We start from the raw sequence: 19,294 nt of genomic DNA, 5'->3' as shown, positions 1-19,294 counted from the left end.
TGTCCTACAAATAAGATAGCACATTTTGTTGAAGTTTCTTTATATTTTATTTTATCTAGTACAACAAGTTGAATTAGAAAAGTACATACCTGAAAATTAATGAGATTAAGGCTGGCAGTTATGACAAGAATTGAGAACTGTCAGCCTCGCGTTTTCTGTATAAACGAAAATAGAAAATTCACAGAATCTTCACAAAATAATTAGCACTCACATCTTTACAGTGCTAACAACATGTGTTATATTACCAGTATAACAAAGATAACCCAAAGGGTACGGAAAGAAATTTCGGTATCCTTTTCCTACGATATAGAGGAGGAAAGCCTATGAATATCAGTAAATTTACACAGAAATCCATCCAGGCTGTTCAGGACCTTGAGAAGGTTGCTTATGAGTATGGCAACCAGGAAGTAGAGCAGGAGCATCTTCTGTATGCGCTGCTGACACAGGAAGACAGCCTGATTCTCAAGTTGATTGAGAAGATGGAGATCAATAAAGATTATTTTATCAACGTAGTGAAGAAAGCCCTGGATGCGAAGGTTAAGGTATCCGGCGGTGATCTGAGATTTGGACAGTATCTGAACAAATCTCTTGTAAATGCAGAGAACGAAGCAAAGGCAATGGGAGATGAGTACGTTTCCGTTGAGCATCTGTTCCTGTCCCTGCTGACACAGCCGAGCCCGAGCATGAAGAAGATCTTCAACGAATTCGGTATCACCCGAGAAAGATTTCTCCAGGCACTTTCTACTGTGAGAGGCAACCAGAGAGTTGTCAGCGACAATCCGGAAGCAACTTATGATACCCTGAACAAATACGGAGAGGATCTTGTCGAGAAGGCAAGAAACCAGAAACTTGATCCGGTCATCGGACGTGATGCAGAGATCCGTAACATTGTCCGTATCCTTTCTCGTAAGACTAAGAACAACCCGGTACTGATCGGTGAGCCTGGTGTCGGTAAGACAGCAGCCATCGAAGGACTGGCACAGCGAATCGTTGCCGGCGATGTTCCGGAAGGCCTTAAGAATAAGAAGATTTTTGCACTGGATATGGGAGCACTGGTTGCAGGTGCCAAGTATCGTGGTGAATTTGAGGAACGTCTGAAAGCTGTTCTTGAAGAAGTAAGAAAGAGTGAGGGTGAGATTATCCTTTTCATCGATGAGCTTCATCTGATCGTCGGAGCCGGTAAGACAGACGGTGCGATGGATGCAGGCAATATGCTGAAACCTATGCTTGCCAGAGGTGAACTGCATTGTATTGGTGCCACCACACTGGACGAGTACCGTCAGTACATTGAGAAAGATGCCGCACTGGCACGTCGTTTCCAGCCGGTTATGGTTGATGAGCCGACCGTAGAAGATACCATTTCTATCCTTCGTGGACTGAAGGAAAGATACGAAGTCTTCCATGGTGTCAAGATCACAGACAGTGCACTGGTAGCAGCAGCTACACTTTCGCACAGATACATCACAGACAGGTTCCTGCCGGATAAGGCAATCGACCTGGTAGATGAGGCCTGTGCCCTGATCAAGACAGAACTGGATTCCATGCCGACAGAGCTGGATGAGCAGAGACGTAAGATTATGCAGCTTGAGATTGAAGAGTCTGCTCTTAAGAAAGAAACAGACAATCTGAGCAAGGAGCGTCTTGCAGAACTGCAGAAAGAGCTTGCAGAGATGCGTGACACCTTCAACACTCAGAAAGCTCAGTGGGACAATGAGAAACATTCCGTAGAGAAGCTCCAGAAATTACGTGAGCAGATCGAGGATATCAATAAACAGATCCAGAAAGCAAAACAGAACTACGATCTGGAAAAAGCTGCCGAACTGCAGTATGGTGAACTTCCGAAACTCCAGAAACAGCTTGAGATCGAGGAAAAACAGGTCAAAGAAAGCGACCGCAGTCTGGTACACGAAGCTGTCACAGATGATGAGATCGCAAGGATCATCTCCCGCTGGACCGGCATTCCGGTAACGAAACTGACCGAAGGCGAGAGAACCAAACTTCTCGGACTGGAAGACGAACTTCATAAACGTGTGATCGGACAGGATGAAGGTGTACGTCTTGTTACAGATGCGATCCTTCGTTCCAAAGCAGGAATCAAAGACCCGTCTAAACCGATTGGATCTTTCCTGTTCCTTGGACCTACCGGTGTCGGTAAGACAGAACTTGCCAAGACTCTGGCAGCAACTCTGTTTGATGACGAGCAGAATATGGTACGAATCGATATGAGTGAGTACATGGAGAAATATTCTGTATCCCGTCTGATCGGAGCGCCTCCGGGATATGTTGGATACGAAGAGGGCGGTCAGCTTACAGAGGCTGTTCGTCGTAAACCGTACAGCGTTGTCCTGTTTGATGAGATCGAGAAAGCACATCCGGATGTATTCAATGTACTGCTGCAGGTTCTGGACGATGGTCGTATCACTGATTCTCAGGGCAGAACGGTAGACTTCAAGAATACGATCCTGATCATGACATCCAACATCGGTTCCCCGTATCTTCTCGACGGTATCGACGAGAACGGAAACATCAAACCGGATGCACAGGAACTCGTTATGAACGACCTGCGTGGACACTTCCGCCCAGAGTTTCTGAACCGTCTGGATGAAATTATCATGTTCAAACCATTGACAAAAGACAACATTGGCGGCATAGTAGACCTTATGGTACGCGAACTCAGCAACCGTCTGGCAGACCAGGAGCTTTCTCTGGAACTGACCGATGCAGCAAGGACTCAGGTAATTGAGAACGGCTACGACCCGGTATACGGTGCACGTCCGCTGAAACGTTATCTGCAGAATTATGTAGAGACACTTGCAGCCAAGAAGATCCTTTCCGGTGACGTTCATGCAGGTGATACACTTGTATTGGATGTCAGAGACGGCGAGTTTGTGATCAATACGAAATAAATTGCTGCTGTGTGAGAAGTGCTCAGCGGCAGGATACCACAGGAGGTAAAATATGATACCAAGAGATCCGGTGATGCTGTTGAGCTACGTCAACACACAGCTGAGAGATTTTTATTCCTCCCTGGATGCTTTTTGCGAAGACAAAGACATATCCAGAGAGGAACTGGTAGAGAAACTGTCATCAATTGATTATCAGTACGACACAGTGACAAACCAGTTTGTATAAAACAATAACGCGAAAAGGCATTTGCTTTTCCACAGATATAAGGTGGGAGGCAGATGCCTTTTTTGATGCATTGTATATTATATTGGGGAGAGATAAGTGGTGTTTCTGCTAAGTGTTTGAATCATTAGCCGGGCAAAATGATTTTCTTCTTTTATCCGTAAATTGTTCCTTTATAAAATCTAAAAAAAGTGTGAAATATACAAAAAACAGTTGCATTTTTTGTGCAGATGCATATAATAAACAATTAGCCGACTAATTAATAGCTGACTAATGAAATGAAATATGTTTTAGTACGGAGGTGAAAAGGTGTTTATAGGAGAAGAACCAGAGTTCGGTCCTGAAGAGCATAGAATGAGTTTTTTGTCTATGTTTATGCGGATCGACCGCCGCTTTATGGGGAAGTGCTTTGGGCAGATGCAGGAACTTGGAATTTATCCGGGACAGATCCCGGTGCTTGGACTTCTGGCATATAAAGACGGATTGAGCCAGCGCGAGATTGCAGAACATTTGAGAATCAAACCGCCGACCGTCAATGTGACCGTCCAGCGGCTGGAAAAAGCAGGATTCCTTTTCCGCAAAGCAGATGAAAAAGACCAGCGTGTCTCCAGAATCTACCTGACAGAGAAGGGCAAACAGGCCAAGGAACGCGGCATGAAACGAGTAGAAGAAAATGAGAAGATCCTTCTTGACGGTTTCAGTGATGCAGAACTTTGTCTCTTACGAAGATTTCTGGAGCAGATAACCGCAAATATCGATAAAATACCCGGATCATCCGGAAAAAATGACACAAAGAAAGCGAGGCAGCAAAAGTGATCAAACTGATGAAGTATCTGAAAAAATCAGCAGGCTATATCATCCTGATCATAGCCCTTCTGTTTCTTCAGGCATACTGTGATCTGTCTTTGCCGGACTACACTTCCAAGATCGTGAATGTAGGTATCCAGCAGAGCGGAATCGAAGACAGCGTCCCTGAAAAGATCAGAAAGACATCCATGGACAGTTTACAATTGTTTATGGATGACGACGACAAAGAAACCGTAGATTCTTTTTATGAAGAAGACGGAGACAATCTCGTACTCAAAGACGATATAACAAGTGACGAACGGGACGAACTGAACAGTATCTTCGGCAAACCGATGATGATCGTGGCAAGTCTTTCATCCGGAAGTGAAGAAGTTACAGCCATGCTCTCCCAGATGGGTGTTCCAGAGGGAACAGACCCGATGCAGGCGATCGCCATGATGCCAGAGGAAGCACTTGATGCGATGACTGAGAAGTTCAGCGAGAAGATCGACAGCATGCAGGATTCCATCATCACCCAGGCAGGTGTCGCTTATGTGAAGAGCGAATATGAGGCACTGGGAGAGGACGTAGATGCGATCCAGATGCATTACATCAAGATCTCAGGTGTCAAGATGCTTGGTATGGCACTGGTAACGATGCTCTGTGCGATCTGTGTCGTATTCCTTTCATCCAGAGTGGCAGCAGCACTTGGTCATGACCTGAGAAATGCCGTGTATCGCAAGGTTATCACCTTCTCAAGCCGTGAATACCACAAGTTTTCCACAGCATCTCTGATCACCCGCTGTACGAACGATATCCAGCAGGTGCAGCAGGTAATGGCAATGCTTTTCCGTATTGTTCTTTATGCGCCGATCCTTGGTATCGGAGGTGTGATCCGTGTACTTAATACCGATTCTTCCATGACCTGGATCCTTGGTCTGGCAGTCGGACTGATCCTGGTAGTCATTATCGTTTTGTTCCAGGTGGCAATGCCGAAATTTACCGCATTACAGACACTGGTCGATAAACTGAACCTGGTAACACGTGAGATCCTTACCGGTATCCCGGTCATCCGTGCATTCAGCCGTGAGAAACACGAAGAAGAACGTTTCGAGGAAGCAAACGAGCGACTGACAAAGACAAACCTGTTTGTCAACAGATGCATGACCTTTATGATGCCGACCATGATGCTGATCATGAACGGTGTTTCCGTACTGATCATTTACAGCGGTTCCTATGCCGTTGATAACGGAACTATGCAGGTAGGTAATGTTATGGCATTCATCCAGTATGCAATGCAGATCATCATGTCCTTCCTGATGATCACAGCCATGTCCATTATGCTCCCGAGAGCAAACGTGGCAGCACTTCGTATCAATGACGTTCTCAAGACAAAAGTAAGCGTCACAGACCCGGAGAATCCGGTTCAGCCAGCCGAGAATGTAAAAGGAACGGTTGAATTTGACCATGTAAGTTTTGCTTATCCGGAAGCAGGAGAGAATGTCCTGACTGACATTTCCTTCAAGGCAGAGAAGGGTGAGACGATTGCCATCATCGGAAGTACCGGAAGCGGCAAGAGTACTCTTGTAAACCTGATCCCTCGTTTTTACGATGTGACAGAAGGTAAAGTTCTCGTGGACGGTATCGATGTCCGTGATATGACACAGAAAGAAGTCAGATCCAGACTTGGATACGTACCGCAGAAGGGAGTCCTTTTCTCAGGTACGATCGATTCCAACATCCGTTACGGCAAGACTGATATTTCAGAAGCAGAAGTAAAAGAAGCAGCAGAAGTTGCACAGGCAACGGAGTTTATCGAGACAAAACCGGAGAAATACACATCCCCGATCGCACAGGGAGGAACCAACGTATCCGGTGGACAGAAACAGAGACTTTCGATCGCGAGAGCGATTGCCAAGAAACCGGAAATCTTTATTTTTGACGACAGCTTTTCTGCACTGGACTTCAAGACAGACAGTACCCTGCGTAAAGCACTCAAAGCACATACAAAAGATGCGACAACGATCATTGTTGCACAGCGTATCAGTACGATCCTGAATGCAGACAAGATCATTGTCCTGGATGACGGACATATGGCTGGTATCGGTTCTCACAAAGAACTGATGAAGAACTGTGAAGTTTACCGCCAGATTGCAATGAGTCAGCTGTCAGAGGAGGAATTGGCATGAGTGGACAGAGACGACGTGGACCGATGGGCGGCAGAGGAATGCGCCCGACAGAAAAAGCAAAAGACTTCAAAGGTGCGATGGGCAAACTGTTCCGCTACATGGGACGCTATAAACTGCGTTTTGTGATGGTGTTCATTTTTGCGATCGCAGGAACAATCTTTAATATTGCAGGACCTAAGATCCTTGGTAAAGCGACAACCGAACTTTATACAGGCCTGGTTGCAAAGGTAAACGGAACCGGAGGCATTGATTTCACGAAGATCGGCACGATCCTTCTGTGGACACTGGGACTGTATGTGGCAAGTGCATGCTTTTCCTTTATCCAGGGCTGGATCATGACTGGTATCTCCAATGATGTGACCTACAACCTCCGTAAAGATATTTCAAAGAAGATCAACAAACTGCCTCTGAATTATTTCGAGAGCAGGACAAACGGTGAGATCCTCTCCCGTGTAACAAACGATGTTGATACACTGCAGATGAGTCTGAACCAGAGTCTGACACAGCTGATCACATCTGTGACAACTCTGATCGGTGTATTTATCATGATGCTTTCCATCAATGTGTGGATGACACTGGCAGCACTTCTGATCCTGCCGGTTTCCATGTTTATCATCCAGGCAGTGATGAAGCATTCACAGAAATACTTCCAGGCACAGCAGAATTACCTTGGCGCAGTCAATGGTCAGATTGAAGAAAACTTCGGCGGACATGACGTAGTAAGAGTATTCAACAAAGAAAACGATGTTCTGGAAGAATTCGAAAAAGACAACAAGAAACTTTATGAATCTGCATGGAAATCACAGTTTTTCTCAGGAATGATGATGCCGATCATGCAGTTCGTAGGAAACCTCGGATATGTAATGGTAGCACTGCTTGGAGGAGTCTTTGTTATCAAAGGTTCCATCGAAGTCGGTGATATCCAGTCCTTTTTCCAGTATATCCGTAACTTTACACAGCCGATCCAGCAGATCGCGCAGGTAACAAACCTCCTGCAGTCATCCGCAGCGGCATCCGAGCGAGTATTTGAATTCCTCGAGGAAGAGGAAGAAGTACAGCAGCCGGAACATCCGGATTCTATCGAAGGTCTGAATGGAAATGTACAGTTCGAGCATGTAGAGTTCGGTTACAACCCGGATAAGATCATCGTTCATGACTTCTCCGCAGATGTACATGACGGACAGAAGATCGCAATCGTAGGTCCGACCGGAGCAGGTAAGACCACCATGGTCAAACTCCTGATGCGTTTCTATGATGTGAATAAGGGTGCAATCAAGGTAGACGGACACGATGTCAGAAACTTCAACCGAAGCGAACTTCACGAGATGTTCGGTATGGTGCTACAGGATACCTGGCTGTTCTCCGGAACGATCATGGAAAACATCCGTTATGGCCGACTGGATGCAACGGATGAAGAAGTGATCGCAGCAGCAAAAGCAGCACATATCCACAACTTCATCATGCAGCAGCCGGGCGGATACCAGATGGTACTGGATGAAGAGACCAGCAACATTTCCCAGGGACAGAAACAGCTTCTTACGATCGCGAGGGCGATCCTTGCGGACAACAAGATTCTGATCCTTGACGAAGCAACATCCTCCGTCGATACAAGAACAGAAATGCAGATCCAGAAAGCGATGGATAATCTGATGAAGGGACGAACCAGTTTCGTTATCGCACACAGACTTTCCACGATCAAGGATGCAGACCTGATCCTCGTTATGAAGGATGGAGACATCATCGAGCAGGGCGATCATGAAGAACTTCTGGCAGCCAAAGGATTCTATGCAGACCTTTACAACAGCCAGTTTGACAATGGTTCTTCAGAACTTTGCTCATAAACCCAGAAGTAAAACCAGAATTTTAAGCCATAAAAAGGCAGCCGCTGGCAGGAGACAGCTCTTGTCAACGGCTGTCTTTTTGAGTATAATAAGAAAATTACATTTAATGGAAAGTCTGGCAGGAAAGGGAGGTATTTATGATGAGCGGCAATATAGAAAATGGCAGAGAGTACCTGCTGCATGTAATGGAATGTCTGAAGAAACGTCTTGCCGAGACAGATGCTGCGATCCTTGAGGGTGAGAAAGAGATCGAGGATATGCACGAATATTACTGGGAAAACTATACAGAGATGGATGAGTACGGTTATGAAAACTTTGATAACCAGCAGGCACTTTTTCGTCAGATGAATGCGAATGAAGAACAGTTCCTTCTTCGCAAGAGATTTAAGAAGATGATGGATTCTCCGTTTTTTGGAAGAGTGGATTTTCGGTATGACGGAGATGACGAGCCGGAGCTTTTTTATATAGGGATCGGAAATCTCTCGGAGCGGGCGGGGAGCCTGCCACTGGTGTATGACTGGCGTGCTCCGGTCAGCGGACTTTTTTATGATTACGACAAGGGTTCTGCGTCCTATGAGGCACCTTCCGGTGTTTTTGAAGGCGAGATTACTTCCAAATGGCAGTACAAGATCCGCAATGGAAAAATGATCTACGAGTTTGAGAGCGATGTCAAGATCGATGATGAGATCCTGGGCGCAGAGCTTGGAAGCAAGGGCGAAGTCCAGCTCAAAAACATCGTCCGGACGATCCAGAAAGAGCAGAATACAATTATCCGAAACACAAGTGATAAGATTATGGTAATCCAGGGAGCTGCGGGAAGTGGTAAGACTTCTGTTGCACTTCACAGGATCGCGTATCTTCTGTATCACGACAGAGAAAATCTGAAATCTTCCAATATCCTGGTCCTTTCACCGAATGGTGTGTTTGCAGATTATATCTCGCACATCCTGCCGGAACTGGGAGAGGAAAATATCCGCGAGATGAGTTTTGATCTGTTTGCCTACCGTGAACTTAAGGGGATCGTTTCTGACTGTGAGGACAGGTATGACCAGATCGAGCGTTCTGTCCTTATTCCGGAATCACAGGAACTGTGCAGGGAGAAACAGTCGGCAGGATTTGCAGGTCAGATGGACGCTTACATGCTAGGGCTGGAAGATGAACTGATGAATTTCAAGGACATAGAGTACAAGGGCTGTACGCTTTCCGAGAAGGAGATCATTGATCTGTTTTACTTTAAGTTCCTGGATATTCCGCTTCTTTCCAGAATGGAGGCAGTGGCAGAATATTTCATCGATCAGGTGGAGACACTGAGGGACAGAGACCTCGCAGATGAAGAAAAGGAAGAACTGACGGAGCGTTTTCTGCGTATGTATGAGACGAGAGACTGCTATGTTCTGTACAGTCGTTTTCTTGAAGAGGCAGGCTACGATCCACTGCCGCGTGTTCCGCTGGAGAAGCGTAAGCTGCGTTATGAGGATGTCTATCCGGTCCTTTATCTGAAATATTCTCTTTTCCGCTGCAAAAATCATCATGGCATCAAGCATGTCGTGGTTGATGAGATGCAGGATTATTCCTGGATCCAGTATGTGCTCCTTCGGAAACTTTTCCCGTGCAGGATGACGATCCTCGGAGATAAGGCACAGACGATGGAAGAGCAGCAGCAGGATGTACTGAAATTTTTGCCGAAGATCTTTGGCAGGGATATCCGCAAGATCGTTATGAACAGAAGCTATCGAAACACGATGGAGATCGCAGAGTATGCCAATAAGCTTACCGGAATCCAGGATATGGAACTGTTCGAACGCCACGGCGAGCCGGTTGAGGAGCGGTCTTTTGCGAAGCTTGAGGAAGCTCTGGATCAGGTGATCGTAGACTGGGAAGCAAAGAGAGCAGACTATGAGACAGAAGCGCTGATCTTTTTTACAGAAAGAGAGGCAGAGCATGCGTATCTCTATATAGAAGAGAAACTGAAAAACCTGGACCCGGACGGAGAGTACCAGTTATCGTACATGAACCGTGACAGTCAGAATTTCAAAAAAGGTCTGACAGTGACTACGTTTTATCTTGCAAAAGGTCTGGAGTTTGATCAGGTATTCGGAGTTTTTGCAGCAGATGCAGAGGACGGACTGAGTAAACAGGCGAAATATATTGCAGCGACAAGGGCACTTCATGAGCTGCATATGTATGATTACAAAAAGCTCTGAAACCCGTATATTTTCAGGAAAAAACGCAGATAAAAGATTACAGAAAAGAAGATATCCGACACAGAAAATTCACAATATTTTACAGGATTTTCATAAACCATCAGGGAAAATTCATTGACATGCATGTAATAAAATTGTAAAATATAGCACAAAGGTTTTATTATAAACTATAATCATAACCGATATTAAGGAGGATGTTATGAGAAACAAAAGAATTCTTGCGATTTCAGCAATTGCCATATCAGCATCTGTATTTATGGCTGCCTGCAGTTTCGGCGGCAGTAATCCGGATGAGTCTGTTGCAGTAAGTGTAACACCAACACCGGTGGCAACCGAGACACCGGCTCCGACAGCCACGATCGCTCCGAATGTACAGGCTACTACCTATACATCCGCAGACAAATCCGTAGCGATCAACCTTCCAAACGCAACATGGGCAAACAAGACAGATGAAGCAGATACACTCAGCTTTGAATCTCCTGACGAGGGCAAGATTCTGATCCTTCACGGACAGGGAGCAGACACCATGGCTTCAACCGTGATTCCGAGCACACAGGACATGGCTACCTCTCTTGAGCAGGCAGACGGAGACAAGGTTGACGGAACAGACTTTGAGATCCAGGACTACACTTCTACAGATGTGAATGGCATTGGCGTGTACACCTACACAACCAAGATGCTGAACACAGAGAAGAGCAACGGAAGCCTGTATGTGATCCACAAGGTTATCGCAAACGATTCCGAATACTACAGCATCGAAGCATCTGTTAACAAAGAAGATGTTCTTTCCGCAGTGAAATCATCCGTAGATTCTTTCCAGATCCTTGGTGATTCTTCTCTGAAAGAAGCAGCTCCGAAGCAGGCAGCAGCTTCCACTCCGGCAGCCGACAATGCAAACGCAGCTTCTTCTGATGCAAACGCAAATGCAGCAGACAGCAGCGCAGCAGCAGATACTTCTGCGGCAGGAACAGACAGCAGTGCAGCCACAGATACAACAGGAAGCACAGACAGCAGCAGCGACGGATCCGAAAGCTATGACAGTTCCAGTGATTCCAGCTCTACAACAATTTCCAACTCTGCAGGATTCACAGATGAGCAGCTTTCCAACACAGATGAGACAAGAACCATCTATCGTAATTCTGATGGACATCCGCTTGTGATCACACCGGACGGAAACGGAAGCTGGGTTGACTTTGACGGAAATACCTACAACTTTACCAGCGATGAGGACGCTTACGACGAGAACGGAACAAGCTACTACTGGCATGGTGAGGGAGCAGACGTATATTATATGCCTGTTCAGTAACAACAGAACACGATCTGATTTATCGTCAGCATGAGATAAGAAGGAAAGGCAGGTGAGCGATCATCTGCCTTTTTACTCACAAAATATAAACAGGGGGACGACGATGGGAGCATATGAGAAATTTGCACAGGTGTATGACCTGTTCATGGATAATATTGATTATGAAGAATGGGCGGATTATATCACCGGTCATCTGAGAGAATATGGGATCGAGGATGGCCTGGTACTGGAACTTGGATGTGGAACAGGAACGATGACGGGATTGCTTGCGGACAAGGGTTATGATATGATTGGTGTGGACAATTCCGAGGAGATGCTTGCGGAGGCAATGGAGAAAAGAGTCGAATCCGGACAGGATATCCTGTATCTTCTGCAGGACATGCAGGAGTTTGAACTGTACGGAACGGTGCGGGCCGTTGTAAGTGTCTGCGACAGTCTCAATTATATTACAGACAGGGATGAACTGCGTCATGTTTTTGAACTGGTAAATAATTACCTTGACCCGGAGGGAATTTTCCTGTTTGATATGAATACCGTACATAAGTACAGGGATATCCTTGGGGATACGACGATCGCAGAAAACCGTGATGAGGGAAGTTTCATCTGGGACAACAGCTACGATGAGGAAGAGGGACTGAACTATTATGAACTGGCAGTTTTTCTTCCGAGAGAGGACGGACTGTATGAGAAGGCAGAGGAAGTCCACTGCCAGAAAGCATATCCGAGAGAAGAGATCGAAGAACTGATCCGCGAGGCAGGAATGGAGCTTCTCGCTGTATACGATGCCTACACAGGCAAAGCGGCATCCGAGGAGAGCGAGCGGTTATTCTTCATCGCAAGAGAAAAAGGCAAAGCAAAATAAGAAACGAGGTAAATTCATGAGTGATTATATAGTAAGAGCAATTGCGGCAGACAGCCAGATCCGTGCGTTTGCAGCAGTGACAACAGAGACAGTAGAGACAGCAAGAAAGGATCACAACACCAGCCCGGTTGCAACAGCAGCACTTGGACGTCTTCTGACAGCAGGTTCGATGATGGGCGTGATGATGAAGGGCGATAAGGATATCCTGACACTTCAGGTCAAGGGTGACGGACTGCTTCAGGGAATCACGGTTACAGCAGATTCCAAAGGCCGTGTCAAGGGATATGTCGTTGAACCGGATGTTATCATCCCGGCAAATGCCAAGGGCAAACTGGATGTTGGCGGCGCTGTTGGACACGGTTTCCTTCAGGTCATCAAGGACATGGGACTCAAAGAACCATATGTGGGGCAGGTGGCACTTCAGACAGGTGAGATCGCAGAAGACCTGACTTATTATTTCGCAGCAAGTGAACAGGTTCCGTCCGCTGTAGGTCTTGGTGTTCTGATGAACAAAGATAATACCGTGCGTCAGGCAGGTGGATTTATCGTTCAGGTCATGCCGTTTGCAGAGGAAGAAACGATCGCGAAACTGGAAGCAAACGTACAGAAGATCCAGTCTGTGACTACACTTCTGGAGCAGGGACACACTCCTGAGAGTCTTCTGGAGCAGGTACTGGATGGATTTGATATTGAGATCAACGACAGGATCCCGACAGAATTTTACTGTAACTGCAGCAAAGAACGTGTAGAAAAAGCCCTGATCAGCATCGGAAGAAAAGAATTAAATGAGATGATCCAGGAAGGCAAGAAAGTAGAACTGAACTGCCATTTCTGTAACACCAATTATACATTCAGTGTAGAAGAACTCAAAGAAATCCTCAGAAAGTGCAAATAAAGGAGAAGCAGGAATATGAAGGACGGGTTTATCAAAGTAGCGGCAGGAACGCCGGATGTGCAGGTAGCAGACTGTGAATTCAATGCAGCTGAAATTATCAAAATGGTCCGTGAGATGGAAGCAGAGGGAGCCAGAGTCATGGTTTTCCCGGAACTGTGTATCACAGCATACACCTGCGGAGATCTTTTCTGGCAGGAAAATCTTCTGGAGGAAGCCAAAGTACAGCTTATGCGTATTGCAGAAGAGACTGCGGATGTAGATGCGATCATTTTTGTAGGACTTCCACTGGAATACAAGGGCAAACTTTATAATGTGGCAGCCGGACTGAACCATGGTGAGATCCTTGGGTTTGTGCCGAAGACTTATCTGCCGAATTATAATGAATTTTATGAGGCGAGATATTTCACTTCCGGAGAGGATGTAGACGGAACTGTGACGATCAGAAGGTCTGAGTATGGATTACATCATGACGAAGAGATGACGGATGAGGACGTGGAATTTGGACTTGAGGCAGAACTCGAGGCTCTGGAGGAAGAAGATTCCTTTGAGGAACTGGAAGAGATCGATGAGGAACCGGATTATATTGATGAAGATGAAACAGAAGAGTTTGATGAAGTGGATGTCCCGATCTCCTCAAATATCCTGTTCATCTGTCAGGAAATGCCGAAACTCAAGATCGCGGCTGAGATCTGCGAGGACCTCTGGGTTCCGAATCCTCCGAGCGTAGGACATGCATATCATGGAGCAAACCTGATCGTGAACCTGTCTGCGAGTGATGAAGTTGTAGGCAAGGATTCTTATCGTAAGAGCCTTGTAAGTGCACAGTCAGCAAGACTTCTCTGCGGATATATCTATGCGACAGCAGGAGAGGGAGAATCCACCCAGGATGTTGTCTACGGCGGCCACAATCTGATCGCAGAAAACGGCACGATACTTGCAGAGAGCAGACGCTTTGTCAATGGCGCACTTTATGCGGATCTGGATATCCACAGACTGGATAATGAGAGAAGAAGGATGACGACCTGCCGCTTTGTACCGGATCTTGCACCGGAAGGACAGGATGTTTTTTATAACGAAGTTTATTTTAATGCAGGCAGAGGAGTAACACCGCTTACCCGCAAATTTGATTCCAGACCATTCGTACCGGGGATCAAAGAAGAGAGAGAACGCCGCTGCGATGAGATCCTGAATATTCAGGCAATGGGACTCAAGAAGCGTCTGGCACATATCCACTGCCAGAATGCAGTGATCGGACTGTCCGGCGGACTGGATTCCACACTGGCACTTCTTGTGACGGTACGTGCATTTGACATGCTTGGAATGCCGAGAGAAAAGATCACAGCCGTAACAATGCCTTGCTTCGGAACAACTGACAGGACCTATAACAATGCATGCCAGTTAAGTGAATGCCTTGGGGCAACCCTCAAGGAAGTCAACATCCGCGAGGCGGTAAATCTCCATTTCCGCGATATCGGACATGATCCGGAAGTACATGATGTCACTTATGAGAATGGTCAGGCACGTGAGCGTACACAGATCCTGATGGATATTGCAAACCAGTCCGGTGGTATTGTTATTGGAACCGGTGACCTTTCGGAACTGGCACTTGGATGGGCAACTTACAATGGCGACCACATGTCCATGTATGCAGTCAATGCATCCGTACCGAAGACGCTTGTACGTCATCTTGTGAGATATTATGCAGATACCTGTGAGGATGCGAAGCTTTCAGAGATCCTTCTGGATATCCTGGATACACCGGTAAGCCCGGAACTTCTGCCGCCGAAGGATGGCGTGATTTCACAGAAGACAGAAGATCTTGTAGGACCGTATGAGCTTCACGATTTCTTCCTGTATTACATGCTCCGCTGGACCTTCCCGCCGAAAAAGATCTTCCGTCTGGCACAGAATGCATTTGCGGGCGAGTATGATGATGAGACGATCCTGAAATGGCTTAAGACTTTCTACCGGAGATTCTTTATGCAGCAGTTCAAGCGTTCCTGCCTGCCGGATGGACCGAAAGTTGGTAGTGTGGCAGTTTCTCCGAGAGGAGACCTGAGAATGCCGAGTGATGCATGCGCGAAACTCTGGCTGAAGCAGATTGAGGAACTTGAGGCAAGAAATTAAGGTAACTTTTTGAGGTGTGATTTATCACACCTCAATGTGTTTTTGGGGATAACTGTTTTCAGGAAGAAGCTGCTTTCTGGACAGTTTCTTCAATGGCCTGAATAAGCATCTGGGCTGTATATTTCTGGTCGCTGGCGTAATCGAGATTTTCCAGAGACTGTGTAGAATAGATCTGGCTTGCAAGAGAGTCCAGGACCGGCTCTACGAGAGGAAACATAGCGGCAGTGCTCTCGCTTAAGTTTGCCAGATGGATGGAACGGATACTGTCGGCATCGACGGTCACTTCCAGGTCAAAGGAATTATTGTTGAGCTGGACAGACGTGCGGTAAATGCCGGGGGTATATCTGGAATCGGTCTTTGGAGCGGTATTCTGTGCTTTTCCGGGACCGAACATAAAAAAGACCAGTACACCCAGGATCACAAGGAGAAGAAGGAAAATACAGGTGTAGATCACCTCTTTCATATGTAGAACGATGATTTTTGTTTTGGAGCTCATAGTCTGCGCCTCCTGATTCGCGGTTACGGTTCCCCGGTATACTTTCCTTATATCCTATTAGGCTCTGTCCTGATTTATGTCAGAAATATCCCGCGAGGTGCTATTCAGAAAAAATGTTGAAAGGGGTAAGATATGTCCCTGCAGTTTATTATAGGAAATTCCGGTGCAGGCAAATCCGGCACCGCATATGAAAATATTATCCGGGAAGCGTCAGCAAATCCCGACAGACTTTATTATGTGATCGTCCCGGAGCAGTTTACGATGCAGACACAGAAAACTCTGGTGGAAATGCATCCGGATGGGGGAATCCTCAATATTGATATCTTAAGTTTTGAGCGTCTTGCGTACCGCGTTTTTGAGGAAGTTGGCGGTGATACGAGACGGATCATGGAAGAAACAGGCAAAAACATGGTGCTCCAGAAACTGGTACAGATGAACCAGAAGGATCTGGTCTATCTCAGAAATCAGATGAAGAAACCAGGCTATCTGGATGAGGTGAAGTCTCTTATTTCGGAGTTCATGCAGTACGAGATCAAAGAAGAGGAACTGGATGAGATGATCCGTGAGAGCGAGGATAAGACGCTTCTCCAGATGAAACTCCAGGATGTGAAAGTTCTGTATCAGGCGTTCCGCGAGTATCTTTCCAGACATTTTATGACAGCGGAGGAAGTTCTTGAGGTTCTGGCAAAAGAGATCCAGTTTTCTGAGAAACTTAAGGGAAGTGTCCTTCTTCTGGATGGATACACAGGATTTACACCGGTACAGCTTGAAGTCCTGCGGGAACTTCTGGCTGTCTGTGAGAGAGTTTCCGTGACGGTGACGATGGATGTCAGAGAACAGTTTCTTGCGATGGGAAAACCGCACGAGCTTTTTTATATGAGCCATAAGATGATCCGCTCTCTTGCGGAACTTACGAAGGATATCGAAGAGCCTGTCTGGGTCGCGCCGGGCAGAAAGTCCCGGTTTGCGGATGCCCCGGCACTTGATTTTCTGGAACAGCATCTGTTCCGTTACCACAGGGCTGTCTATGAGCGGGAGCAGCAGGAGATACAGATCTTTTCGGCGAGAGATCCGGAGAAAGAAATGGAGGAAACTGCCCGACGGATCCTGCGGCTGGTCAGAGAAAAGGATCATCGTTACGGACAGATTGCGGTCATCACAGGAAATCTTGAGGAATATGGAAGCGTAGCCGCACAGGTTTTTGAAGATGCCGGGATTCCATATTTTATTGATGAAAAACATTCGATCCTTATGAATCCGTTTGTGGAATATCTCCGCGCGGCACTTGAGATGGTCGTTCAGGGATTCAGTTATGAGAGTGTATTCCGTTATCTCCGCTGTGGGATGTCTGATATCTCCAGAAGTGAAGCGGATAAACTGGAAAATTATGTGATCGCGCTTGGAATCAGAGGGATCCGCAGATGGAGAGAGAAATGGGTCCGCATCTACAGAGGTATGGATCCGAACCAGATCCAGGAGATCAACGAGATCCGGGAGCGTTTTGTCGGAGAGACAGGAATCCTGGCAGATGGCTTTTCCGGAAAAAAGAAAACAGTGGAAGAATACTGTCGTTATCTGTATGAATTTATTGTACAGAGCCAGATCCAGCAGAAACTGAAAGTTCAGGAGCTCTATTTCCATGAGATCGGAAACAAGGCAATGGAAAAGGAATACGTGCAGATCTTTGGTATCATGATGGAACTTCTGGATAAGATGGCAGAGATCCTTGGGGACGAGGTGGTTTCGCCGGAGGAGTTTCAGCAGATCCTGGAAACGGGAATGACACAGGCGAAAGTTGCGCTGATCCCGCCGAGTATGGATCAGGTGCTGATCGGTGATATGGAGCGTACCAGGCTCAAAGACGTGTGTGCACTGTTTTTTGTCGGCGTAAATGAGGGAAATATCCCAAAGAACACGCAGTCCGGCGGGATCCTGACAGAGATGGACAGGGCTTTCTTTAAGGATCAGGGAATGGAACTTGCCCCGGGTCCCAAAGAACTGATGAACATGCAGAGGTTTTATCTTTACCTGAATCTGACCAAGCCGAAGGAACTCTTAAGCCTTTCCTACAGTCAGTCAAATGGAAGGGGAGAGGCATGCAGCCCTGCGTTCCTGATCCATACGATCAAAAGGCTGTTTCCGAAACTCAAAGAAACACGTGCAGATCAGCCGGAGAGCCAGATGGAACTTCTGGAGACACCGGGAACTTCCCTGGAATATCTGCTTGAGGGGCTTTCAGAGGAAAATACAGATGAGCTGGATCCTGTTTTTGAGGAACTGTACAGCTGGTATCTGAGAAGTCCAAAGTACAGGGAACTGGCAGAAAAACTGACCGATGCCGCATTTTTACGAAAGCCGGAGGACAAGGTCAGTGCGAGTGTTGCGAAAGCTTTGTACGGAGAAGTGTCTCCGCATGGAGCAACAAGACTGGAACGTTTTTCTGCGTGTGCGTTTGCACATTTCCTGAAATATGGTCTGGCTGTGACAGAGCGTGTGGAATATGAATTCAAGGCGATGGATATGGGAAATGTCATCCATCAGGCATTGGAAAATTTTGCTGTCGAACTGAGAAGGAAGAGACTGGACTGGAGTGACCTGGACGACAAAGTCCGTGATGAGATCGCAGACGAATGCCTGGACAAGGTGGCGGCAGATTATGGAAACACGATTCTTAAGAGCAGTGCCAGAAATCATTACATGGTCGAGCGTACAAGAAGAATCCTTAGAAGAACAGTCTGGGCTTTGCAGGAACAGCTTAAGAATGGCGAGTTCCATCCGGAGGGATTTGAAGTTTCCATTGGCGGCGGCAGGATCGACCGTCTGGACGTCCTCAAAGAAGACAACAAAGTTTACGTCAAGATCATTGATTATAAGACGGGCAATACTTCTTTTGACCTGGTGAGTATCTATCACGGGCTTCAGCTGCAGCTTGTCGTTTATATGGATGCGGCGGTGCAGGCAGAGCAGCGGAAATATCCGGACTGTGAAGTAGAACCGGCGGGGATTTTTTATTACAATGTCAAGGATCCGATGATCCAGAAAACGCTTCAGGAGGATCTGGATGAACTTGATCCTGAGATCATGAAGAAACTCAAGATGAACGGGCTGGTATCTTCTGACCCGGAGGTGATCCAGAAACTGGACGTTTCGTATGCATCCCTTCCGCTGGCATACACGTCAAAGGGTGCGCTGCGCAAAGGCTCGTCTGTCGCAAGCCCGGAGCGGTTCCGTCTTCTGAATGACTATGTAAAGAAAAAGATCACTGAAGTGCAGGATGCGATCCTCACAGGAAAAGCAGATGCTTCCCCGTATGAGATGGGAAACAAAAATGCCTGTACGTACTGTGCATATCAGGGAAGCTGCGGCTTTGACCGCAAGATCCCGGGATATGAATTCCGGAGACTGAAACAGTTTGCCGATGAAGAAGTCTGGAAGAATTTTGAACAGGAGGCAGAGTGA

Annotated in this window: 12 protein-coding genes; 11 read left to right on the top strand and 1 reads right to left on the bottom strand. The window is 46.7% G+C overall.

The genetic code is table 11. The features are described 5' to 3' along the window. Positions 1-323: 323 nt before the first annotated feature. From clpB to DWX28_RS09560, 10 genes are all read left to right on the top strand, one after another. Positions 324-2,906, top strand: a complete 2,583-nt coding sequence (clpB, locus tag DWX28_RS09605) for an ATP-dependent chaperone ClpB (RefSeq protein ID WP_118252560.1) — start codon at positions 324-326, stop codon at positions 2,904-2,906. Positions 2,907-2,958: 52 nt separating this feature from the next. Further along, entirely contained in the window at positions 2,959-3,132 is a 174-nt protein-coding gene (locus DWX28_RS09600; protein WP_022214182.1) for a DUF4250 domain-containing protein, read from the top strand. Between the two features lie 306 nt (positions 3,133-3,438). Then, positions 3,439-3,945, top strand: a complete 507-nt coding sequence (locus DWX28_RS09595) for a MarR family winged helix-turn-helix transcriptional regulator (RefSeq protein WP_243002397.1) — start codon at positions 3,439-3,441, stop codon at positions 3,943-3,945. Beyond that, positions 3,942-6,104 carry an ABC transporter ATP-binding protein gene (locus tag DWX28_RS09590; protein WP_118252559.1) on the top strand — a complete coding sequence of 721 codons (2,163 nt, stop codon included), beginning with the start codon at positions 3,942-3,944 and terminating at the stop codon, positions 6,102-6,104. Before DWX28_RS09595 ends, DWX28_RS09590 begins: the two co-directional genes overlap by 4 nt. Continuing rightward, complete coding sequence (locus DWX28_RS09585) at positions 6,101-7,945, top strand: ABC transporter ATP-binding protein (protein WP_022214179.1); 1,845 nt, start codon at positions 6,101-6,103, stop codon at positions 7,943-7,945. Before DWX28_RS09590 ends, DWX28_RS09585 begins: the two co-directional genes overlap by 4 nt. Positions 7,946-8,085: 140 nt before the next feature. After that, positions 8,086-10,149 (top strand): HelD family protein, encoded by a 2,064-nt coding sequence (locus DWX28_RS09580; protein WP_118252558.1) that lies wholly within the window; start codon positions 8,086-8,088, stop codon positions 10,147-10,149. 199 nt (positions 10,150-10,348) lie between these two features. Beyond that, on the top strand, positions 10,349-11,455 hold the full coding sequence (locus DWX28_RS09575; protein WP_118252557.1) for a hypothetical protein: 1,107 nt from the start codon (positions 10,349-10,351) through the stop codon (positions 11,453-11,455). 103 nt (positions 11,456-11,558) lie between these two features. Then, the gene (locus DWX28_RS09570) at positions 11,559-12,317 is read left to right on the top strand and encodes a class I SAM-dependent DNA methyltransferase (protein WP_022214176.1); all 759 of its coding nucleotides are present in this window, start codon (positions 11,559-11,561) and stop codon (positions 12,315-12,317) included. 16 nt (positions 12,318-12,333) lie between these two features. Further along, entirely contained in the window at positions 12,334-13,212 is an 879-nt protein-coding gene (gene hslO / locus DWX28_RS09565) for an Hsp33 family molecular chaperone HslO (RefSeq protein ID WP_118252556.1), read from the top strand. A 15-nt stretch (positions 13,213-13,227) separates the two neighbouring features. Continuing rightward, positions 13,228-15,339 (top strand): NAD(+) synthase, encoded by a 2,112-nt coding sequence (locus DWX28_RS09560; RefSeq protein ID WP_118252555.1) that lies wholly within the window; start codon positions 13,228-13,230, stop codon positions 15,337-15,339. A gap of 58 nt (positions 15,340-15,397) precedes the next feature. Here the strand turns inward: DWX28_RS09560 and DWX28_RS09555 are convergent, their stop codons facing one another. Then, positions 15,398-15,835, bottom strand: a complete 438-nt coding sequence (locus tag DWX28_RS09555) for a hypothetical protein (protein ID WP_022214173.1) — start codon at positions 15,833-15,835, stop codon at positions 15,398-15,400. Between the two features lie 132 nt (positions 15,836-15,967). Between DWX28_RS09555 and addB the strand changes: the two genes are divergently transcribed. After that, complete coding sequence (gene addB, locus DWX28_RS09550; protein ID WP_118252554.1) at positions 15,968-19,294, top strand: helicase-exonuclease AddAB subunit AddB; 3,327 nt, start codon at positions 15,968-15,970, stop codon at positions 19,292-19,294.

The organism is Blautia sp. AF19-10LB (assembly GCF_003461245.1).
GTDB lineage: Bacteria > Bacillota > Clostridia > Lachnospirales > Lachnospiraceae > Blautia_A > Blautia_A intestinihominis.
This window is presented reverse-complemented; position numbering and strand designations above follow the sequence as displayed.